Source organism: Thioclava sp. GXIMD4216 (assembly GCF_037949285.1).
In the GTDB taxonomy this organism is placed as follows: Bacteria; Pseudomonadota; Alphaproteobacteria; order Rhodobacterales; family Rhodobacteraceae; genus Thioclava; species Thioclava litoralis.
Genome location: NZ_CP149926.1, coordinates 2,230,801 through 2,252,147, shown reverse-complemented (window position 1 = coordinate 2,252,147; position 21,347 = coordinate 2,230,801). Strand labels below are relative to the sequence as shown.

Genomic DNA, 21,347 nt, shown 5'->3' with positions numbered 1-21,347 from the left:
AGGGTAGGCCTGCGCGCGGGGAGGTTCAAGACGGGGTCATGTCTTTGTGTCACTGGACACTCCGGTGATCTCGGGTCAGGTTGTAAGCCAAATCACGAATGACGGGAGGGTGCGATGGTTGATCGGGTCGAGCGCGCAGGATTACAGGTCGCGGCAGAGCTTGCCGCCTTTATCGAAGAGCAGGCGCTTGCGGGCACGGAGGTGACGCCCAAGCGGTTCTGGGCAGGTCTTGCGGTGCTGATGAGCGATTTCGCTCCGAAAAACCGCGACCTGCTGGAGGTGCGCGAGAAGATGCAGGCGCAGATCGACGCATGGCATTTGCAGCGGCGCGGTGAGCCGCATGAGGCGGCGGCCTATAAGGCCTTCCTGCAGGAGATCGGCTATCTGCTGCCCGAGGGCGCGGATTTCACCGTCGAGACCCCCGCGACCGATCCGGAATTCGCGCAGATCTGCGGCCCGCAGCTGGTGGTTCCGATCATGAACGCGCGCTATGCGCTGAATGCCGCCAATGCGCGTTGGGGGTCTTTGTACGATGCGTTTTACGGCACGGATGCTTTGGGCGATCTGCCTGAAGGCAAGGGCTTTGATGCTGCACGCGGGGCGAAGGTAGTCGCCGCGGCCAAGGCGTTTCTGGACAGGACCTTCCCGCTGGTTTCGGGCAAATGGGCCGATGTCAGTGACCTGCGGGTTGATCATGGCGGGCTGTTTGTGACCACCGATGATCTGACCGGCCTGATGAACCCTGCGCAATTTGCAGGTTATCAGGGCGCGGCAGAGGCGCCCTCGGCCATTGTGCTGAAGAATAACGGGCTGCATGTGATCGTGAAGATCGATGCCACCCATCCCATCGGCAAGACCGATCCGGCGCATATCAGCGACGTTGTGATGGAGGCGGCTGTCTCCGCGATCATGGATTGCGAGGATTCGGTCGCCGCTGTGGATGCCGAGGATAAGGTGCTGGCCTATTCCAACTGGCTGGGGCTGATGCGCGGCGATCTGACCGAAAGCGTCGAGAAGGGGGGCAAGACCTTCACCCGCGCGTTGAACCCCGATCTGGCCATCACCCTGCCCGAAGGCGGTGAGGCGCAGCTGAAGGGCCGCTCGATGATGCTGGTGCGTAATGTCGGCCATCTGATGACCAACCCTGCCGTGCTGGATGCCGAGGGCCGCGAGATCCCCGAGGGGCTGATGGATGCGCTGGTGACCACGCTTTGCGCCATGCCCGATCTGGTCAAGACGGACGGGCCGCGTAACTCCGAGACGGGCTCGGTCTATGTGGTCAAGCCGAAGATGCATGGTCCTGCCGAAGTCGCTTTTGCCTGTGCGGTCTTTGACTATGTCGAAGAGGTGCTGGGCCTGCCGCGCTATACGGTGAAGCTGGGGATCATGGATGAGGAGCGCCGGACCTCGGTGAACCTCAAGGAATGTATCCGCGCGGCTAAACATCGCGTGGCCTTTATCAACACGGGCTTCCTTGACCGGACGGGCGACGAGATCCATACGTCGATGGAGGCTGGGCCTCTGCTGCCCAAGGGCGAGATGAAATCCCAGCCGTGGATTGCCGCCTATGAGGACCGCAATGTGGATATCGGTCTGCGCTGCGGGCTTTCGGGGCGGGCGCAGATTGGCAAGGGCATGTGGGCGATGCCCGATCTGATGGCCGCCATGCTGGAGCAGAAGGTGGGCCACCCCAAGGCGGGGGCCAATTGTGCTTGGGTGCCATCGCCCACGGCGGCCACTTTGCATGCGATGCATTACCATGCGGTGGATGTTCTGGCCCGCCAGCGCGAGATTGCGGCCGAGCGCCGGCCCGAGCGGCTGGACGATCTGCTGTCGATCCCGCTGGCCACGGGGCGTAATTTCTCGGAAGAGGAAACCTCCCGCGAGATCCGCAATAACGCGCAGGGCATTCTGGGCTATGTGGTGCGCTGGGTCGATCAGGGGGTGGGCTGCTCCAAAGTGCCCGATATCCATGACGTGGGGCTGATGGAAGACCGCGCGACCTGCCGGATTTCGGCGCAGGCGCTGGCCAACTGGCTGCATCACGGGGTGGTTTCGGAAGAGGCCGTGATGCATGGGCTGCGCGAGATGGCTGTGGTGGTGGACCGCCAGAACGCGGGCGATCCGGCCTATCAGCCGATGGCGCCCGATTATAATGGCGTGGCCTTTCAGGCGGCCTGCGATCTGGTGTTTCAGGGGCGCAACCAGCCTTCGGGCTATACCGAGCCGGTCCTGCATCACCGTCGCCTGCAATATAAGGCGGCCCGCTAGGTAACCGAACCGGATCTGCTTGCGGTGCAGGCAGATCCGCTTTGTCGCGCTGCATTCGCGGGCAGAATGTTACGCGACGGGCAGGCTGTGCGTATCTTTGGCAGGCTCTTCGCCGTGGCGCACATTTGTTGCGCATATGAAGCCTTTTCTTGCGAAACCTTCCCGCTTAGCTTGACCGCAAAGGAGAGCAGGCATGACCAGACCCATCGTAGGCATTATCGGCAACACCGCGCTGATCAATGATCGTTTTCCGGTGCACGAGACCGGCACCATGGTGTCCGAGGCGATTGCGGAAGTGTCTGGCTGTATCCCGATGATCATTCCGCCCGACCCCGGCTGGATGACGGTGGCCGAACTGATGGAAAGCTGTGACGGTTTCCTTCTGCCCGGCGGGCGCCCGAATGTGCACCCGTCCGAATATGGCGATGAGGAAACCGAGGCGCATGGCACTTTTGACCGCAAGCGCGATGCCATTGCACTGGAGCTTGTGCGGGCCTGTGTGGCGACGGGGCAGCCGATTTTCGGGATCTGCCGCGGGTTTCAGGAGATTGCCGTGGCGATGGGCTCGACGCTGCATCCCGAGATCCGCGAATTGCCGGGGCGGCGCAACCACCGGATGCCTGTGGATGTGTCGCTGGAGGAAGGGTTTTCCAACCGGCACAAGGTCTCGCTTGCTGCGGGGGGGCGATTTGCGCGGCTCTTCGGGGCGGAAGAGGTGGAAACCAATTCGCTGCACGGTCAGGGCATTCTGGAAGCGGGCCCTCGCATCGTGATCGAGGGGCGGGCCGATGATGGCACTGCCGAGGCGATCTATGTGAAAGACGCGCCCGGGTTTACCATGTCAGTGCAATGGCACCCCGAGCATCGGGCGGCGCAGGACCCAGTGTCGCGGCCCCTGTTCGAGGCCTTTGGTCATTCGGTGAGGTCGTGGGCGATTGCGCGGCGTGGTGCGGTGAAAGTGGCCTGATCTTGGTGGCAGATGTGGAAAAGGGGGCGATCTCGCCCCCTTCTTTCATATTCGGGGAATATGAAATTCATCCCCCGAGGATATTTTCGGCAGCTGGACTCAGAGGCCGTTCTGGGCTTCGCGGCGCAGGGTGCGCGGCAGATGTTCCTGTGTGGCAAGGAAATGTTCGACGCGGGCGCGTTCGAATTTTGCCAGATCTGCCAGCCAGCGGCCGATGGCGCGCGACAGATCGACCGGCGCGCCCGGTGCCAGACGTGCGGCCAGTGTCAGCAGGTGGTCTTGTACGCGGTGGTCTTCGGGTTTGGGGTTGCGCAGCTTGGTATAGGGGCGCGTCATCAGGAAGATGGCGAGCTTCGGGCCGATCGGGCCTTGGGGCTGTTCGACCGCTTCGTCGAGGTCTTCGGAGAGGGGCTGGCCCTCATTCGCCCATGCGTCAAGCTGGCTGAGGCGTGCGAGATTGGCCTGCAGGCGTTTGGCCGCCGGCTTGCTGAGCGCGTCGATCAGGGCGAAGCAATCGGCCTCTTCGATCCAGCGGGTCAGCAGTTGCCACGCCATATCGTCGGGGCGCATGCGGGCTTGGGTCAGCAGCTTGGTGGCGGCGATGCGGGCCTCATAGATGCCCGATTGCCAAAGCTCATTGGCGAGGCTGACACGGCCTTCATTGTCCAGCGCCTCGCGCCACATGGCGGCCATATCGGTGAGGCCGGTGGCGGTTACGCCGATGACGCGGCAGCTGGTGCCGGTTTGCGCTTGCAGTTGGGCGGCGCGTTCTGCATCGGCCCATGCCTCAAGGGCATAGAGCGCATCTTCGATGCTGGGCGGTGCGACGGTGTCTTCCGGCTCGGCCTCTTCCTCGAAGAACTCGTAATCGGCATCCGAGGCGGCATAGGCTTCGGCCTCGGCGCTGAGTTTTGCGGTTTCTTCGGGCGAGAGGCGGGTGCCATCGTCCTGCAGGATTTCGGGTTTGGGGCCTTTGCGGCCCCCACGTTTGCGGCTCATTCGACGGTCACCGATTTAGCTAGGTTGCGGGGCTGGTCCACATCGGTGCCTTTAGCGATGGCGGTGTGATAGGCCAGAAGTTGCGCGGGCAGCGCATAGAGGATCGGGGCCCAGGGTTCAAGCACTTCCGGCAGCTGCAGCGTGGCCCAGGTGCCCTCGGAGGCCTCGGAGAGGCCTTGGGCATCGGAGACCAGAAGCACCTTGCCGTGGCGCGCCATGACCTCTTGCATGTTCGATACGGTCTTGTCGAAAAGCCCGTCATGGGGGGCGAAGACGATCACCGGAACCGTGCGTTCGATCAGCGCGATGGGGCCGTGTTTCAGCTCGCCGCTGGCATAGCCTTCGGCGTGGATATAGCTGATTTCCTTCAGCTTCAGCGCGCCTTCCATCGCCAGCGGATACAGCGGGCCGCGCCCGAGGAAGAGGATGTCCTGCGCCTCGGCCAGCTGGCCCGACAGCTCGGCGATTTTCGCGCCGATGCCGAGGCCTGCATTCATCAGGCCGGGCAGGGCGCGCAGGGCTTCCATGTGTTTCTGGGCGTCCTCGGGCTTGAGGTGGCCGCGATCCAGACCCGCTTTCAGCGCCAGAATGGCAAGGGTCAGTAGCTGGCAGGTGAAGGCTTTGGTCGAGGCCACGCCCACTTCGACGCCCGCATGGATCGGCAGGGCGATGCCCGCCTCGCGCGCCATAGTGGAGGTGGGGACATTGACCACGGCGATGGTTTTCTCGACCTTCTCGTTGCAATAGCGCAGCGCGGCCAGCGTATCGGCGGTTTCGCCCGACTGGCTGACAAACAGCGCCGTGGAGCGCGCGGGCATCGGCGGCTCGCGGTAGCGGAACTCGGAGGCGACATCAATCTCGCAGGGGATGCCCGCGAGCTTTTCAAACCAGTATTTCGCGGTCTGGCAGGCATAGAAGGCCGTGCCACAGGCCACCAGCGTCAGCCGCTCGGTGCCGGAAAAATCCACGCTTTCCGGCAGGTTGAGGCTGTCGCCCCGCAGATAATGGGCCAGCGCATCGGCCAGAACCACCGGTTGCTCGGCGATCTCCTTGGCCATGAAATGCTTGTATCCGCCCTTTTCGACGCGGGTCTGGCCCAGATCGATACGGGCCTCATCGCGATTGGCGCGGCGGCCCGCGTGGTCGAAGATCTCCGCGCCCTGCCGGGTGATGAAGGCATAATCGCCCTCTTCCAGATAGGTGATGCGGTCGGTCATCGGCGACAGCGCGATGGCATCCGAGCCCACGAACATTTCGCCCTCGCCATGCCCGATCGCCAGAGGCGAGCCCTTACGCGCGGCGATCATCAGATCGTCCTCGCCGTCAAACAGCCACAGAAGGGCGAAGGCGCCCTCAAGCTTGGCCAGCGTGGCCACGGCCGCCTCGCGCGGGGGCATGCCGCGGTCCATCATCAGGCGGGTCAGCTGGGCCACGGTTTCGGTGTCGGTCTCGGTTTCGGGGGTGATGCCGGCTTGGGCCAGCTCGGCGCGCAGCTCGCGGAAATTCTCGATGATGCCGTTATGGACCACCGCCACCGGCCCCGAGCGATGGGGATGCGCATTGGTCACCGTCGCCGCGCCGTGGGTCGCCCAGCGGGTATGGCCGATGCCGGCTTTGCCCGGCAGCGGTTCATGCACCAGAAGATCCGAGAGGTTGACCAGCTTGCCCACCGCGCGGCGGCGGTCAAGGCGGCCTTCGTTGATGGTGGCGATGCCCGCGCTGTCATAGCCGCGATATTCCAGCCGCTTGAGGCTTTCGACCAGAAGGGGGGAGACTTCATGCGTGCCAAGCACGCCGATGATTCCGCACATGGGCTCAGCCTTTCTTTTCGGATTTCGCGGCGGCGCGGCGGGCTTTTTCCTCGCGCAGCATGGTCATCAGTTTGCGGGCCAGACCGGGTTTGTTGACCTGTTGGCCGCGCGCCACGGAAAGGGCGTCATCGGGCACATTCTTGGTAATCACCGACCCCGATCCGGTGAGCGCGCGCGCACCGATGGTCACGGGGGCCACCAGCATGGTCGAGGAGCCGATAAACGCGTCTTCTCCGATCACCGTGCGATGTTTGAAGACGCCATCATAGTTGCAGGTGATGGTGCCCGCGCCGATATTGGTGCGCGCGCCGATCTCGGCATCGCCCAGATAGGTCAGATGGCCGACCTTCACCCCCTCGGCCAGCGTCGCATTCTTGACCTCGACGAAATTGCCCACATGGACATCCTCGGCCAGTTCGGCGCCGGGGCGCAGGCGGGCAAAGGGCCCGATAGTGGCCCCGCGCGAGATATGGCAGCCTTCAAGATGGCAGAAGGCTTCGATGGAGGCGCCGGATTCAACGGTGACCCCCGTGCCGAACACCACATTCGGGCCCACGGTCACATCGCGGCCCAGATACGTATCGAGTGCGAAATAGACGCTGTCGGGATCGGCCATGCTGACGCCGTTTTCCAGAGCGTCGTTGCGCTGGCGGGTCTGGAACAGGGCCTCGGCACGGGCGAGTTCGGCGCGGGTGTTGATGCCCAGCGTCTCGGCCTCGTCGCAGGTGACCACTTCGGCGCTCAGGCCGCGGGCACGCGCCGCGCCCACGATATCGGTCAGGTAATATTCGCCCGCCGCATTGTCATTGCTCAAACCCTGCACCAGCTCGGTCAGCAGCACCGCATCACAGGCGATGACGCCGGAATTGCACAGCCGGATCGCCCGCTCGCTTTCGGAGGCGTCCTTGTATTCCACGATCCGCTCCAGCGCGGGACCCTGCGCGATCAGGCGTCCGTAACGGCCCGGATCGGCGGCCACAAAGCCCAGCACCGCAACCGCCGCATCCGAGGCGGCAAGCGCATCCAGCGTTTCGGGGCGGATGAAGGGTGTGTCGCCATAGAGCACGATCACGCGCCCGTCGAAGCCCTCCAGCAGCGGCAGCGCCTGTGCCACGGCATGGCCGGTGCCAAGCTGCTCGGCCTGCCGGACATATTGCGCATCGGGTGCCCATTGGCCGATCGCCTTCTCCACCAGATCGGCCCCGTGGCCGGTTACGGCGATAATCCGCTCGGGCTCCAGCGCGCGTCCTGCGGCCAAAGCATGCGCGACCAGAGGCGCGCGGCCCACCTGATGCAGCACCTTCGGCAGGTCGGAATTCATGCGGGTGCCTTGCCCGGCAGCAAGGATAATCAGCGCGTTTGCCATAGCTCTGCCTTTTCTTCTGGCCTTTTCTTCTGCTCATCCCCGTTTTACCCATAGTGCAACGGGCCGCAAGGTGCCTGATCATCACGTCGTCTTTCGGCGTGTTTCAACATCGTCCCGGCTTCGGGACAGGAAGGACTGCATGCAGACGGTTGTCTTCGATCTGGACGGCACATTGGCCGATACCTCGGCGGATCTTATCGCGGCGGCCAATGCCTGTTTCGTGGCGCGCGGCTATGCGCCGGTGCTGCATCCGCTGGACGATGCGGTGATCGCTTTTCATGGCGGGCGGGCGATGCTGCGCGAGGGGTTCGGACGGCTGGGCCATGAGGATGTGGAGGCGGCCATCGATGCCGATTTCGACCGCCTTCTGGCCCATTACGACGCCCATATCTGCGTCCACACCACGCTGTATCCCGGTGTGGTGGCGGCGATAGAGGCGCTGCGCGAGGCGGGGTACAAGACCGCTATCTGCACCAATAAGCCCGAAGGCCTTGCGGTGAAGCTGGTGGATCAGCTTGGCATTGCGCCTCTGTTCGATGCGCTGATCGGGGCCGATACCCTGCCCACCCGCAAACCCGACCCCGCCCCCTATCTTGCGGCAGTCGAGCGGGCAGGGGGGGCTGTGGCGCAATCGGTCCTGATCGGTGATACCGAAACGGACCGGAAGACCGCCGCCGCCGTGGGGGTGCCTTGTGTACTGGTCACTTTCGGCCCCGAGGGCGAGGCTATCTTGCGTCTGGAACCCGAGGCGGCGATGGCCAGCTATACGATCCTGCCCGCATTGGTCGCGCAGCTTCTGCCCGCGCGGCCACAGGGCTGAGGGGCGGGGCGGCGGCTGCGCGTTGTACCGCCCGCCGAATGGTGCCGATTTTCCGCCGAACTCTGGAGCATGGCCGATGCCTGACGAGATCTTTACCAAGCCCTTCACCCAGCAGGAGCCTCTCCCCGAGGCGGCCATCGCCCGCGCCGTCGAGGTGATGCGCCACGGGCGGCTGCACCGCTATAACACCCTTCCGGGCGAATATGGCGAAGTGGCCGATCTCGAGATCGAGTTTGCCGATTTCACCGGCGCGCGCTTTGCGTTGGCGGTGGCATCGGGGGGCTATGCTCTGGGCTGCGCCTTACGGGCGATTGGTGTGCGGCAGGGCGAGCACGTGCTGACCAATGCTTTTACGCTGGCGCCTGTGCCCGGCGCGATTGCGGCGGTGGGGGGCGTGCCGGTGCTGGTCGAGGTGACGGAAGATCTGGTGATCGATCTGGATGATCTGGAGGCCAAGGCCGGTCAGGCGCGGGTGCTGCTGCTGAGCCATATGCGCGGCCATATCTGCGACATGGACCGGCTGATGGAGATTGCCCGCCGCCATGACCTGACGGTGATCGAGGATTGCGCCCATACGATGGGGGCGGCGTGGAAGGGGGTGCCTTCGGGGCGGCATGGGGTGATCGGTTGCTATTCGACCCAGACCTACAAGCATATGAATTCGGGCGAGGGCGGATTGCTGGTCAGTGACGATCCGCAGGTGATGGCGCGGGCGATCCTGCTGTCGGGCAGCTATATGCTTTATCCGCGCCACCGCGCTGCCCCCGCCAGCGACTATTTCGAGCAGTCGAAATATGACACGCCCAATGTCTCGGGGCGGATGGATAACCTGCGCGCGGCGATCCTGCGCCCGCAACTGGCCGATCTGCCGCAGCAGATCGCACGATGGAATCGCCTTTACCAGAGATTGGAAGCCGAGCTTGCAGGGGGGCAGGGGCTGGCCTTGGTGTCGCGTGCCGAGGGCGAATCCTATGTGGGATCGTCATTCCAGTTCCGCCTGCCCGCCTTTAGCGCCCCTATGGTTGTGGATTTTGTGACGCGCTGTCTGGCGCGCGGGGTCGAGCTGAAATGGTTCGGCGCGAAGGAGCCGATGGGTTTTACGTCACGTCATGAGAGCTGGCACTATGTTCCGCCCCAATCCCTGCCACGTAGCAATGCCATTCTGGCCGGATTGCTCGATCTGCGGCTGCCTTTGAGCTTCGATCTGGACGATATCGCGCTGATCGCCCGTATTCTGCGCGAAGAGCTGCAAAAAACACGGGCGATATAAACCGGAAGTTGTGCATCCTTTGCCGTCTCGGGGCGGGTGATCCGGAAATGAAACACCTGCGACAAAGAATTTCGCGGGATTTCAACATGGAATTTTCCCTGTGAAACAAGCCATTTGCGGAAAATAGGGTTAATAAATGCATATTTTAGAGGAAAACATTTCGCCGTAAACGGTCGATTCACGCTTGCTCGTTAGCTCTCATGCCATATCCTGAGCGGTGAGTTGGACTGATCGGTTTGCTTCGGATCTTATTGTCGATATTCGCTTTTTCAGGGTTTCTTATCTAAAATGACTGCCCTGAAATATACGAAATAGACCCGACATCTGTTGACCCCGGAGCGACACGAGTCTATTGCTCACCGCAGCTTGAACCGGCGCGACGAAACGTCGCGAGTCTAGGGAGCCAGACAGTGCACGAATACCTGCGCGAATATCTTCCCATCCTCATCTTTCTGTGCGTTGCCATTGCCTTGGCACTATTGCTTCTGGGGGCAGCCGCGATCATTGCGATCCGCAATCCTGACCCGGAAAAGGTCTCGGCCTATGAATGTGGTTTCAACGCATTCGATGACGCGCGGATGAAATTCGACGTGCGCTTCTATCTCGTGTCGATCCTTTTCATCATCTTCGACCTCGAAGTGGCCTTCCTGTTCCCGTGGGCGGTGGCGTTCCAGGATATTTCTATGACCAGTTTCTGGGCCATGATGGTGTTCCTTGGCGTGCTGACCGTGGGCTTTGCCTATGAATGGAAGAAAGGGGCGTTGGAATGGGCGTGATGACCTCTGCCAATACCGCTGCTGTGGACAAAGAGTTCGCGACGCAGGCCATCAACAAAGAGTTGCAGGACAAAGGCTTCCTGCTGACCTCGACCGAGGATGTGATCAACTGGGCGCGCAATGGCTCGCTGCACTGGATGACCTTCGGTCTTGCCTGCTGCGCCGTGGAGATGATGCAGGCTTCCATGCCGCGCTATGACGTCGAACGGTTCGGCATGGCGCCGCGGGCCTCGCCGCGCCAGTCGGACCTGATGATCGTGGCCGGCACGCTGACCAACAAGATGGCACCCGCGCTGCGCAAGGTCTATGACCAGATGCCCGAGCCGCGCTATGTGATCTCGATGGGGTCCTGCGCCAATGGCGGTGGCTATTACCACTACAGCTATTCGGTCGTGCGTGGCTGCGACCGCATCGTTCCGGTCGATATCTATGTGCCGGGCTGCCCGCCCACCGCAGAGGCGCTGCTTTACGGTCTGCTGCAGCTGCAACGCAAAATCCGCCGTACCGGCACGCTGGTTCGCTAAGGAGGGCAGGCTATGACCGATGATCTGCAAACCGACGCCCGTCAGGACGCCCGCCTTGATGCGCTGGCCGAGCTGGCCGCCCATATCGAGGCCCGTCGCCCCGATGACGTGATTTCCACCGAGATCGCTTTTGGCGAGCTGACGGTGAACGTGACCCTTTCGGGGATCGAGGATTTCGTGGCCTTCCTCAAGGAAGACCCGAACTGCATGTTCTCTTCGTTGACCGATATCACGGCGGTCGACCACCCCGAGCGCGCGAAGCGCTTCGATATGGTCTGGCAATTCCTGTCGATGTATCGCAACCAGCGCATCCGCGTGAAGGCCGAGGTCCGCATCGACGAGATGGTGCCCTCGATCACCGAGGTGCATAAATGCGCCAACTGGTTCGAGCGCGAGGTCTTCGACATGTTCGGCGTGCTGTTCTCGGGCCATCCCGACCTGCGCCGTCTGCTGACCGATTACGGCTTCCGTGGCCACCCGCTGCGCAAGGACTTCCCGACCACCGGCTATGTCGAGGTGCGTTGGGACGAGGTGCAGAAACGTGTGGTCTACGAGCCCGTCAAACTGGTGCAGGAATTCCGCCAGTTCGACTTCCTCAGCCCGTGGGAAGGGGCGAAATACATCCTTCCGGGCGACGAGAAGGCGGGGGCGAAGTGATGCACATCAAGACTTTTGCGATGGAGATGGGCGCATGATGGACGGCGATATCCGGCAGAACCATTATGACGACGGCACGCAGGACGCCCTGACCGGCGAACAGCGCATCCGCAACTTCAACCTCAACTTCGGGCCCCAGCACCCCGCAGCGCACGGCGTTTTGCGGATGGTTGTCGAGCTTGACGGCGAGATCGTGGAACGTGTGGACCCGCATATCGGCCTCTTGCATCGCGGCACCGAGAAGCTGATGGAAAGCCGCACCTATCTGCAGAACCTGCCCTATTTCGACCGGCTCGATTATGTCGCGCCGATGAATCAGGAACATGCATGGTGTCTGGCGATCGAGAAACTGACGGGGACCGAGGTGCCGCGCCGTGCTTCGCTGATCCGCGTGCTCTTCTGCGAGATCGGCCGTGTGCTGAACCACCTGCTGAACGTGACGACCCAAGCTATGGACGTGGGCGCGCTGACACCGCCGCTCTGGGGCTTCGAGGAACGCGAGAAGCTGATGATTTTCTACGAGCGGGCCTGTGGCGCGCGTCTGCACTCGGCCTATTTCCGGCCCGGCGGCGTGCATCAGGACCTGCCGCCCGAGCTGATCGAAGATATCGACATCTGGGCCAAGGAATTTCCGTCCAAGCTCGACGATATCGACACGCTGATCACCGAAAACCGCGTGTTCAAGCAGCGTAACGTGGATATCGCCATCATCACCGAACAGGACATTCTCGACTGGAGCTATTCCGGCGTGATGGTCCGCGGCTCGGGGCTTGCATGGGATCTGCGTCGCAGCCAGCCCTATGAATGCTATGACGAATTCGATTTCGACGTGGCTGTGGGCAAGAATGGCGACTGCTATGACCGCTATCTGGTCCGTATGGCCGAGATGCGCGAATCGGTGAAGATCATCCGTCAGGCGCTGGACAAGCTGCGCGTGGAAAAGGGCGATGTTCTGGCCCGTGGCAAGATCACGCCCCCCAAACGCGGCGATATGAAAACCTCGATGGAGAGCCTGATCCACCATTTCAAGCTTTACACCGAAGGGTTCAAGGTTCCGGCAGGCGAGGTCTATGCCGCCGTCGAGGCGCCCAAGGGCGAATTCGGCGTGTTCCTCAAATCCGATGGCACCAATAAACCTTACCGCGCGAAGATCCGCGCGCCGGGCTATCTGCACCTGCAATCCATGGACTATGTCGGCAAGGGCCATATGCTCGCCGATCTGGCCGCAATCATCGGCACGATGGATATCGTGTTCGGGGAGGTCGACCGCTAATGCTTCGCCGTCTACATCACGAACAGCCCGAGAGCTTCGAGTTCACGCCCGCCAACCATGAATGGGCGCTGGCGCAGATGACCAAATATCCGGTCGGGCGTCAGGCCTCGGCCATCATTCCGCTCTTGTTCCGCGCGCAGGAGCAAGAGGGCTGGCTGAGCCGTCCGGCAATCGAATATGTCGCGGATATGCTGGAAATGCCCTATATGCGGGCGCTCGAGGTTGCGACCTTCTACTTCATGTTCCATCTGGCCCCTGTTGGGTCGGTGGCGCATATCCAGATCTGTGGCACCACGTCCTGCATGATCTGCGGGTCGGAAGACCTGATGAAGGTCTGTAAGGAAAAGATCGCGCCCAACCCGCATGAGCTGTCGGCAGATGGCACCCTGTCTTGGGAAGAGGTCGAATGCCTTGGCGCTTGTGCCAATGCGCCGATGGCCCAGATTGGCCGCGATTACTATGAAGACCTCTCGGAAGAGAGCATGTCGACCCTGATCGACCAGCTGAAAGCGGGCGAGCGTCCGGCTCCGGGGTCGCGCATCGGGCGCTTCTCGTCGGAACCGAAGACCGGCCCGAATGCCTGTGTCGATGTTCCGGGCGATAAGGAAGCCCATAACGCGACCACTTCGATCGCGCTTCAATATGGCACCTATATCAAGAAAATCGATGGCACCGAAGTGCCGCTGACCGCGCCGTGGCAGGCGACGGGCCAGATTGGCCCTGTGGGCCTGATGGGCACCCAGCCGCGTCCGAAAACTGCCGCTCAGCAGGCGGCTGCCCGTGCTCCGCGCCCCGCACAGGGCGTGCCTGCAAGCACCCACGGCATCACCGAGCAGGACGCCGAGGCCGATTCCAAAGGGAAGCCGACCGAAGAGTCCAAGCCGCTTTAATTCACGCCCCGTGCCCCGTTAGGGGCATGGACCTCTCCGCAGCCCGAAAGGCCTGACGCGCATGATGAACGAAATGAAGAGCCAAGCGCAGAAAACAGTGACCCTCTGGGGGGCTGTTCTGGGTGTTATCGTCTTCTTGTTCACTCTTAGCTCGGGTTTTCTTGCGGCACTGTTTTTGGGGATCGTGGCAGGGGCGCTGTTTCGCGGTGTTCTGAAATGGGCCTTCATGGACGGGACACTGGATCTGCAGGAGGCCGAAATCGAGGTGGGCAAAGCGGCGCGTGCCGTCCCGCCGATGCATTCGGTCAATCATGACGCTGTGGTGGCCTATACGCATAAAAGCGAGCCTGCCGCCGAGTTGAGCGAAAAGCTGGCCGACGGTCTGGACGCGGCAGAATCGCAGGCCAAGGTGCATATGGACAAGGTCGATATCATCGCGGCCACGGCGGAAAGCCGGATCCGTCACCAGAAGGACCAGCCCGGCTGGGTCGATCCGGACGAGGAGGATGCCGAAGAGGCGGATCCCGCCGAGGGGGCCGCAGATCCGGGCGAGGCACCGCAGGGGATTGCCGCACCGCGGAACGGGCAGGGCGACGACCTCAAGCTGATCGAGGGGATCGGGCCGAAACTGGAAGAGCGCTTGAACAGCTGGGGGATCTGGCATTACGACCAGATCGCGGCTTGGGGGCCTGCACAGGTGGCTTATGCCGATGCCAATGTGCCGCGCTTCAAGGGGCGCTGCACGCGGGATAAATGGGTCGCACAGGCCAAGCTGATTGTGGAGGAAGGCAAAGAGGCCTTTCTTGCACGCGCGAAGACGAATGATTACTGAGCGTTAGCTCGATTACAATACCGCGCTGGTCGGAACGGCGCATCTGCCGCCGGAACTCCGGTAACAGCCGGCCAAAGGGCCAGGGAAGTGAGGAAAGTGACATGCTGAAAGATCAGGATCGGATCTTTACCAACCTCTACGGGATGTATGACCAGTCGCTGGCTGGCGCGATGAAACGCGGGCATTGGGATAATACCGCCGGTCTTCTGGCCAATGGGCGCGACTGGATCGTGGACCAGATCAAGGCGTCGGGGCTGCGTGGCCGTGGTGGTGCAGGTTTCCCGACCGGTCTGAAATGGTCCTTCATGCCGAAGGAAACCGATGGCCGTCCGTCCTTCCTTGTGATCAATGCCGATGAATCCGAGCCCGCGACCTGTAAGGACCGCGAGATCATGCGCCACGACCCGCATTGTCTGGTCGAAGGGGCGCTGGTTGCCGGTTATGCGATGGGCGCGCGCGCGGCCTATATCTACCAGCGCGGCGAATATACCCGCGAGAAAGAGGCGCTGCAGCGGGCGATCGACGAGGCCTATGACGCGGGCTTCCTTGGCCCGAATGCCTGCGGCTCGGGCTATCAGTTCGATGTCTTCCTGCATCACGGGGCCGGTGCCTATATCTGCGGCGAGGAAACCGCGCTTCTGGAAAGCCTCGAAGGCAAGAAGGGCATGCCCCGCATGAAGCCGCCATTCCCCGCAGGCGCGGGCCTTTATGGCTGCCCGACCACGGTGAATAACGTTGAATCCATCTCGGTAACGCCCACGATCCTGCGTCGCGGGCCGGAGTGGTTTGCAAGCTTTGGCCGCCCCAACAACGTGGGCGTGAAGCTGTTCGGCTTCTCGGGCCATGTGAACACGCCCTGCGTTGTCGAAGAGACGCTGGGCCTGTCGATGCGCGAGATGATCGAGAAACACGGCGGCGGTGTCCGTGGTGGCTGGAAAAACCTCAAGGCGGTTATTCCGGGCGGCGCGTCCTGCCCGATCCTGCCAGCGTCGATGTGCGAAGACGCGATCATGGATTTCGACGGGATGCGCGACAAGAAATCGGTCTTCGGCACGGGCTGCATGATCGTGATGGACCAGAACACCGATGTCATCAAAGCGGTGGCGCGCCTGTCGAAATTCTTCCATCACGAGAGCTGCGGCCAATGCACGCCCTGCCGTGAAGGCACCGGCTGGATGAGCCGCCTGATGGACCGTCTGGTGACCGGCGATGCCGAGATCGAAGAGATCGACATGCTGCAATCGGTCACCAAACAGGTCGAAGGCCACACCATCTGCGCCCTTGGCGACGCGGCGGCTTGGCCGATCCAGGGCCTAATCCGTAACTTCCGTGAAGAGATCGAAGACCGGATCAAGGCCCGTAAGACCGGTCGCATGGGGGCGTTTGCGGCAGAATGACCCTGAGCTTCCCTCATATCGCCCGCGGGGCTGTCCTTGCCGGTGCGCTTCTGGCGCTTGCGGCATGTGGCGACAAGCCTCTTGATGGTCCGGATGCACTGGTGGATGGCGCGGCGCGTGCGGTGCCTGCGGGGTACCAGATCGCGCAATCGCCTTCGGGGCTGATCGTCATGCGCGACGGGGCGCCCTTCGCCGCCGATGAGGGGGCCGAGGCCAAGAAAGTCCTCAGCCGCTGGTGTGGCGCGCAGGGGGTCAATTCGGGGCTGGATGACAGTTTCAGCAACGGAACCTGGGTCTTTCCGGGGGGCTGTAAATGATGGCCCTTCGCACAGATATCACCGCGCGGATTGCCGCGCCCGAGCATACTGACGGATTGTGACATGGCAGACCTCAGAAAAATCAATATTGATGGCACCGATTACGAGGTGGATGGCAGCCTGACGCTTCTGCAGGCCTGCGAGGAAGCCGGTATCGAGGTTCCGCGTTTCTGCTATCACGAGCGTCTGTCGATTGCGGGCAACTGCCGGATGTGTCTGGTGGAAGTCGTGGGCGGCCCGCCCAAACCCACGGCCTCCTGCGCGATGCAGGTCAAGGATCTGCGCCCCGGGCCGGAAGGCCAGCCGCCGGTCATGAAGACCAAATCGCCGATGGTGAAGAAGGCGCGCGAGGGTGTGATGGAGTTCCTCCTGATCAACCACCCGCTCGACTGCCCGATCTGTGACCAAGGCGGCGAATGCGACCTTCAGGATCAGGCTGTGGCTTACGGCGTCGATTTCTCGCGCTATCGCGAGCCCAAGCGTTCGGCCACCGAGCTGAACCTCGGCCCGCTGGTCGAAACCCATATGACGCGCTGCATCTCCTGCACCCGCTGCGTGCGCTTCACGACGGAAGTCGCGGGCATCACCCAGATGGGCCAGACCGGACGCGGTGAGGATAGCGAGATTTCCTCCTATCTGGACCAGACGCTCGACAGCAATCTTCAGGGCAATATCGTCGATCTTTGCCCCGTTGGTGCGCTGGTGTCGAAGCCCTATGCCTTTACCGCCCGCCCGTGGGAGCTGACCAAGACCGAATCCATCGACGTGATGGATGCGCTTGGGTCGAACATCCGCGTGGATACCAAGGGCCGTCAGGTCATGCGGATCCTGCCGCGCAATAATGACGCGGTGAACGAGGAGTGGCTGGGCGACAAATCGCGCTATATCTGGGACGGGCTGAAACGCCAGCGTCTGGACAAGCCCTATATCCGCAAGGATGGCAAGCTGACCCCCGTCAGCTGGCCCGAGGCTCTGGAAGCGGCCGCAGCCGCGATCAAGGGCAAGAAGGTTGCGGGCCTTGTTGGTGATCTGGCCTCGACCGAAGCGGCCTTCGCGTTGAAACAGTTGATCGAGGCGCAGGGTGGCAAGGTTGAATGCCGCACCGATGGCGCGCGTCTGCCGGTTGGCAACCGCTCGGCCTATGTGGGCAATGCGACGATCGCCGATATCGACAATGCCAAGATGATCCAGCTGATCGGGACCAATCCGCGCGTCGAAGCGCCGGTGCTGAATGCGCGTCTGCGCAAGGCATGGCTGAATGGGGCGAAGATCGGTCTGGTCGGTGAGGCTGTCGATCTGACCTATGACTATGCCCATGTCGGCACCGATCGCGCGGCGCTGGAAAGCCTGTCCTCGCGCGAGATCTCGGACGAGACCAAAGAGAAACCCAGCCTTGTGATCGTGGGGCAGGGCGCGCTGTCCGAGGCGGATGGCGAGGCCGTTCTGGCCCATGCGATGAAGCTTGCGGAGAACAGCAACTCGAAGCTTCTGGTTCTGCATACGGCGGCTGGCCGTGTGGGGGCTATGGATGTTGGCGCTGTCACCATGGGCGGTCTGCCGGTGGCGATCGAGGGCGCAGAGGTGATCTATAACCTCGGCGCCGATGAGGTCGAGATCGCGCCGCGTTCCGAGGGTGGCCCGCTGGTCATCTATCAGGGCAGCCACGGCGATCGCGGTGCGAACCGCGCCGATATCATCCTGCCAAGCGCCTGCTACACCGAGGAAAACGGTCTGTTCGTCAATACCGAGGGCCGTCCGCAGCTTGCCTTCCGCGCCGCTTACCCGCCGGGTGAGGCGAAGGAAAACTGGGCGATCCTGCGTGCGCTTTCCGCCGAGCTGGGCGCGAAACAGGGCTGGGACACGCTGGCCGGTCTGCGCCGTGCGATGGTGGCCGCCGTGCCGCATCTCGCACGCGTGGACGAGGTTGTCGAAAGCGACTGGACACCGGTCGAGATCCGCGACATGGGCAAGGCGACCTTCCGTGCCCCCTTCCGCGACTATTATCTGACCAACCCCATTGCACGGGCTTCGGTGCTGATGGCGGAGCTTTCCGCCGGTGCCAAGGAACGTGCGAAATCCCAACTGGCCGCTGAATAAGGACCCCGCCCGATGCGCCCCAGCCTTTGCCAGATCGCGCTTGCCACAACCGGCCTTTTGGTCGGTCTGTCGGCCTGTGCCTCGGCAAAAGGGACGTATCGGGACGTGACCTACCAGCCGGTTGAAACCCGCCTGCTACAGGATGATCTGGTCGAATTCAGGGCATCCGTGGGCGGTAAGGGGGCAACCGCCGAGGCGGCAACCGATTTCGCGGCCTGCGCTGCGGCACAATATTCCCTGATCAGGGGCTTCGGGTTCGCGCGGCATATCCGCACGACCCTTGACGACAAGGACGGTCTCTGGCGGGCAGATGCCGTTTACACAATTTCACCCGCATTGCCGCGGGGTCTGCGCACCATTGATGCCGAAGTGACGGTATCCGATTGCGCTGATCGTGGCATCCCGACGGTTTAAGAGAAGGCGATCTGAGGAACATCATGGCCGAGTTTATCGCTACACCCTTTGGCACATTCGTGATCATCCTCCTGCAGGCGGTCGCATTGATTGCCTTCGTGATGGTTGCATTGATCTTTCTGGTCTATGGCGACCGCAAGATCTGGGCGGCGGTGCAAATGCGCCGCGGTCCCAACGTTGTCGGTCCGTGGGGTCTGTTCCAGACCTTCGCCGATGCGGGGAAATACGTTCTCAAAGAGATCGTGGTTCCCGCCGGTGCCGATAAATTCGTGTTCTTCCTCGCACCTGTGATGTCGATGGTGCTCGCGGTCCTCGCTTGGGCCGTGATCCCGATGGCTGATGGCTGGGTGCTGGCCGATATCAACGTGGCGATCCTGTTCGTCTTCGCGATCTCCTCGCTCGAGGTTTACGGCGTGATCATGGGCGGTTGGGCGTCGAACTCGAAATACCCCTTCCTCGGCTCGCTGCGCTCGGCGGCACAGATGATCTCCTACGAGGTCTCTCTCGGTCTGATCATTATCGGGATCATCATCTCGACCGGGTCGATGAACCTGAGCGATATCGTGCGCGCGCAGGATGGCTCCTTCGGTCTGTTCAACTGGTACTGGCTTCCGCATCTGCCGATGGTAGCACTGTTCTTCATCTCGGCGCTGGCCGAGACGAACCGTCCGCCCTTCGACCTTCCCGAAGCCGAGTCCGAACTGGTTGCGGGCTTCATGGTGGAATATAGCTCCACCCCCTATCTGCTCTTCATGGCGGGCGAATATATCGCGATCTGGCTGATGTGTGCGCTGATCTCGATCCTGTTCTTCGGTGGCTGGCTGTCGCCGATCCCCGGTCTGCCCGATGGCGTCTTGTGGATGTTCCTGAAGATGGTCTTCTGGTTCTTCATGTTCGCCATGGTGAAAGCCATCACGCCGCGCTATCGCTACGACCAGCTGATGCGCATCGGTTGGAAGGTCTTCCTGCCGCTGTCGCTGGGTTGGGTCGTGATCATCGCGTTCCTGGCGAAATTCGAAATCCTTGGTGCCTTCTGGGCCCGCTTCGCGATTGGAGGCTAATATGGCATTCGATTATGCCCGCGCCGCGAAATACTTCCTGCTTGTCGATTTCATCAAAGGCTTCGGCATCGGTATGCGGTATTTCTTCAGCCCGAAGCCCACGCTGAACTACCCGCATGAAAAGGGGCCGCTATCGCCCCGTTTCCGTGGCGAACACGCGCTGCGCCGCTATCCCAACGGGGAAGAGCGCTGCATCGCCTGCAAGCTGTGCGAAGCCGTCTGCCCCGCGCAGGCGATCACCATCGATGCGGAGCCGCGCGCTGATGGCTCGCGCCGCACCACGCGCTACGATATCGACATGACGAAATGCATCTATTGCGGCTTCTGTCAGGAAGCCTGCCCTGTGGATGCCATCGTCGAAGGCCCGAACTTCGAGTTTTCCACCGAGACCCGTGAAGAGCTGTTCTACAACAAGGAAAAGCTTCTGGATAACGGCGCGCGCTGGGAAGCCGAGATCGCCCGTAACATCGAAATCGACGCCCCTTATAGGTAACGTGCCATGACGCAGGATTTCACCAAACTTTTCCAGACGATGATGGAGCAGGGGGCTGAAATGGCCCGCCGCTTCAATCCCGCATTGGAGAGCTTCAATCCTGCGGCATTCGATAGCTACTTCCCCACCATGTCGCGCGACATGATGGAGATGTGGTTCGGCAATACATTCAATCGCGATGGTCTGGATGCGAAGACACGTCTTCTGCTGACCCTCGCGGCACTGACCGCCATGGGCGCGCAAGCCGACGGCCAGATCCGGCTGACGATCCGCCACGCGATGGAGGCCGGTGCAACACAGCGGGAGGTCGCCGAGACGATCTTCCAGATGAGCATGTTTGGCGGGGTGCCCGCCATGAGCCGTGCCTTCGAGATCGCCAAAGCGGTCTTTGCAGAGCAGGCAGAAGAATCTGCGGGAGATGACGCATGATGGTATTTTCGTTTTATCTCTTCGCCATCCTCGTGGTGGTGTCGGGGCTGATGGTTGTGCTGGCGCGCAACCCTGTGCACTCGGTGCTGTGGCTGATTTTGGCCTTCTTCTCGGCGGCGGGGCTGTTCATTCTGATGGGCGCGGAATTCGTCGCCATGCTGATGGTCATCGTCTATGTGGGCGCGGTCGCGGTGCTGTTCCTCTTTGTGGTGATGATGCTGGATGTCGACTTCTCGGCGCTTAAAAGCGGGATGGTCAAATATCTGCCCATCGCCGTGCTGATCGGCATCGTGATCCTCGTTCAGCTTGGCTGGGCGATTGGCACATGGAAGATTTCGGATCAGGCGACCTCGCTGCGGGCGGCTGTCGCGCCGGAAGGTGTGGATAACACCCGCGCGCTGGGGATGATCATCTATGACCAGTATCTGTATCTCTTCGAGGCCTCGAGCCTTGTGCTTCTGGTCGCGATGATCGGCGCGATCATGCTGACCATGCGCCATCGTGTGGATGTGAAGCGGCAGGACCCGATGATGCAGATGCAGCGCGACCCCAAAGCACAGCTGAAGCTTGTTGATGTGAAGCCGGGGCAGGGGCTTTAAGCCTGCCGCGATAAAGATCGGGCGCGGGAACCTGCGCCCCCAAACGCCTGAGCGCGCAAGAATTCGGCAGGCAGGACCTGTCAA

General features: G+C 62.0%; 21 protein-coding genes. 18 read left to right on the top strand and 3 right to left on the bottom strand.

What is annotated here, in order from left to right; genetic code table 11:
• Positions 1-114: 114 nt before the first annotated feature.
• Both WDB88_RS11020 and WDB88_RS11015 read left to right on the top strand, forming a co-directional pair.
• Entirely contained in the window at positions 115-2,271 is a 2,157-nt protein-coding gene (locus tag WDB88_RS11020) for a malate synthase G (protein WP_339107723.1), read from the top strand.
• A 193-nt stretch (positions 2,272-2,464) separates the two neighbouring features.
• A complete protein-coding gene (locus WDB88_RS11015) occupies positions 2,465-3,238 on the top strand; it encodes a gamma-glutamyl-gamma-aminobutyrate hydrolase family protein (RefSeq protein WP_339107722.1) in 774 nt (257 codons plus the stop codon).
• Between the two features lie 99 nt (positions 3,239-3,337).
• On the opposite strand, the gene WDB88_RS11010 is transcribed toward WDB88_RS11015, so the two are convergent.
• The 3 genes from WDB88_RS11010 to glmU are packed head-to-tail and all read right to left on the bottom strand — an operon-like array spanning position 3,338 to position 7,414.
• The gene (locus WDB88_RS11010) at positions 3,338-4,237 is read right to left on the bottom strand and encodes a DNA alkylation repair protein (protein ID WP_339107721.1); all 900 of its coding nucleotides are present in this window, start codon (positions 4,235-4,237) and stop codon (positions 3,338-3,340) included.
• Entirely contained in the window at positions 4,234-6,048 is a 1,815-nt protein-coding gene (gene glmS / locus WDB88_RS11005) for a glutamine--fructose-6-phosphate transaminase (isomerizing) (protein WP_339107720.1), read from the bottom strand. Before glmS ends, WDB88_RS11010 begins: the two co-directional genes overlap by 4 nt.
• A 4-nt stretch (positions 6,049-6,052) precedes the next feature.
• Complete coding sequence (gene glmU, locus WDB88_RS11000) at positions 6,053-7,414, bottom strand: bifunctional UDP-N-acetylglucosamine diphosphorylase/glucosamine-1-phosphate N-acetyltransferase GlmU (RefSeq protein WP_339107719.1); 1,362 nt, start codon at positions 7,412-7,414, stop codon at positions 6,053-6,055.
• Between the two features lie 139 nt (positions 7,415-7,553).
• Between glmU and WDB88_RS10995 the strand changes: the two genes are divergently transcribed.
• The 16 genes from WDB88_RS10995 (at position 7,554) to WDB88_RS10920 (ending at position 21,263) form a co-directional block, all read left to right on the top strand.
• Positions 7,554-8,234 carry an HAD-IA family hydrolase gene (locus WDB88_RS10995; protein ID WP_339107718.1) on the top strand — a complete coding sequence of 227 codons (681 nt, stop codon included), beginning with the start codon at positions 7,554-7,556 and terminating at the stop codon, positions 8,232-8,234.
• A 76-nt stretch (positions 8,235-8,310) separates the two neighbouring features.
• Positions 8,311-9,504 (top strand): DegT/DnrJ/EryC1/StrS family aminotransferase, encoded by a 1,194-nt coding sequence (locus WDB88_RS10990; RefSeq protein WP_339107717.1) that lies wholly within the window; start codon positions 8,311-8,313, stop codon positions 9,502-9,504.
• Between the two features lie 410 nt (positions 9,505-9,914).
• Entirely contained in the window at positions 9,915-10,280 is a 366-nt protein-coding gene (locus WDB88_RS10985) for an NADH-quinone oxidoreductase subunit A (protein WP_339107716.1), read from the top strand.
• Positions 10,271-10,804, top strand: a complete 534-nt coding sequence (locus WDB88_RS10980; protein ID WP_339107715.1) for an NADH-quinone oxidoreductase subunit B family protein — start codon at positions 10,271-10,273, stop codon at positions 10,802-10,804. Before WDB88_RS10985 ends, WDB88_RS10980 begins: the two co-directional genes overlap by 10 nt.
• 12 nt (positions 10,805-10,816) lie before the next feature.
• On the top strand, positions 10,817-11,461 hold the full coding sequence (locus WDB88_RS10975; RefSeq protein WP_339107714.1) for an NADH-quinone oxidoreductase subunit C: 645 nt from the start codon (positions 10,817-10,819) through the stop codon (positions 11,459-11,461).
• Between the two features lie 34 nt (positions 11,462-11,495).
• On the top strand, positions 11,496-12,734 hold the full coding sequence (locus WDB88_RS10970; RefSeq protein ID WP_339107713.1) for an NADH-quinone oxidoreductase subunit D: 1,239 nt from the start codon (positions 11,496-11,498) through the stop codon (positions 12,732-12,734).
• Positions 12,734-13,624 (top strand): NADH-quinone oxidoreductase subunit NuoE, encoded by an 891-nt coding sequence (gene nuoE, locus WDB88_RS10965; protein WP_339107712.1) that lies wholly within the window; start codon positions 12,734-12,736, stop codon positions 13,622-13,624. The genes WDB88_RS10970 and nuoE overlap by 1 nt, the downstream gene beginning before the upstream one ends.
• Positions 13,625-13,685: 61 nt before the next feature.
• Positions 13,686-14,456: a hypothetical protein gene (locus WDB88_RS10960; RefSeq protein ID WP_339107711.1), complete on the top strand. Its 771-nt coding sequence runs from the start codon at positions 13,686-13,688 to the stop codon at positions 14,454-14,456.
• A 101-nt stretch (positions 14,457-14,557) separates the two neighbouring features.
• Entirely contained in the window at positions 14,558-15,853 is a 1,296-nt protein-coding gene (gene nuoF / locus WDB88_RS10955; protein WP_339107710.1) for an NADH-quinone oxidoreductase subunit NuoF, read from the top strand.
• A complete protein-coding gene (locus WDB88_RS10950) occupies positions 15,850-16,170 on the top strand; it encodes a hypothetical protein (protein ID WP_339107709.1) in 321 nt (106 codons plus the stop codon). Before nuoF ends, WDB88_RS10950 begins: the two co-directional genes overlap by 4 nt.
• Before the next feature lie 63 nt (positions 16,171-16,233).
• The gene (nuoG, locus tag WDB88_RS10945; RefSeq protein ID WP_339107708.1) at positions 16,234-18,267 is read left to right on the top strand and encodes an NADH-quinone oxidoreductase subunit NuoG; all 2,034 of its coding nucleotides are present in this window, start codon (positions 16,234-16,236) and stop codon (positions 18,265-18,267) included.
• A gap of 12 nt (positions 18,268-18,279) precedes the next feature.
• Entirely contained in the window at positions 18,280-18,681 is a 402-nt protein-coding gene (locus tag WDB88_RS10940; protein WP_339107707.1) for a hypothetical protein, read from the top strand.
• A 23-nt stretch (positions 18,682-18,704) separates the two neighbouring features.
• Complete coding sequence (gene nuoH / locus WDB88_RS10935) at positions 18,705-19,742, top strand: NADH-quinone oxidoreductase subunit NuoH (RefSeq protein WP_339107706.1); 1,038 nt, start codon at positions 18,705-18,707, stop codon at positions 19,740-19,742.
• 1 nt (position 19,743) lies between these two features.
• Entirely contained in the window at positions 19,744-20,235 is a 492-nt protein-coding gene (gene nuoI / locus WDB88_RS10930) for an NADH-quinone oxidoreductase subunit NuoI (RefSeq protein WP_339107705.1), read from the top strand.
• 6 nt (positions 20,236-20,241) lie between these two features.
• The gene (locus tag WDB88_RS10925) at positions 20,242-20,664 is read left to right on the top strand and encodes a carboxymuconolactone decarboxylase family protein (RefSeq protein ID WP_339107704.1); all 423 of its coding nucleotides are present in this window, start codon (positions 20,242-20,244) and stop codon (positions 20,662-20,664) included.
• Positions 20,661-21,263: an NADH-quinone oxidoreductase subunit J gene (locus WDB88_RS10920; RefSeq protein WP_339107703.1), complete on the top strand. Its 603-nt coding sequence runs from the start codon at positions 20,661-20,663 to the stop codon at positions 21,261-21,263. Before WDB88_RS10925 ends, WDB88_RS10920 begins: the two co-directional genes overlap by 4 nt.
• Positions 21,264-21,347: the final 84 nt, after the last annotated feature.